General features: G+C 53.9%; 1 protein-coding gene. It reads left to right on the forward strand.

Annotation, left to right across the window (positions count from 1 at the left end):
- Positions 1-230 (forward strand): AMP-binding enzyme (locus tag Q4528_RS16450; protein WP_439848961.1); only part of this gene is annotated, 230 nt, incomplete at its 5' end.
- Between the last annotated feature and the right edge of the window lie 2 nt (positions 231-232).

Below are 232 nucleotides of genomic sequence, written 5' to 3' on the forward strand. Positions count from 1 at the left end.
GTCTTGCTGCTGTGGTGGCGAAACCGGACGACACATGGGGCGAAGTGCCCTGTGCGTTTGTGGAATTGAAGGACGGGCATGTGGCAACTGAAAGTGATCTGATCGCATTTGCCCGCAGTCGTCTGGCCGGCTTCAAAACCCCCAAAAAGGTGGTTTTCCAAGAGCTTACCAAAACCTCGACCGGCAAGATCCAGAAATTCCAACTTCGCAATCTAGCCAGGGATCTCTGACC

Source organism: Staphylococcus pasteuri (assembly GCF_030547725.1).
In the GTDB taxonomy this organism is placed as follows: domain Bacteria; phylum Bacillota; class Bacilli; order Staphylococcales; family Staphylococcaceae; genus Staphylococcus; species Staphylococcus pasteuri.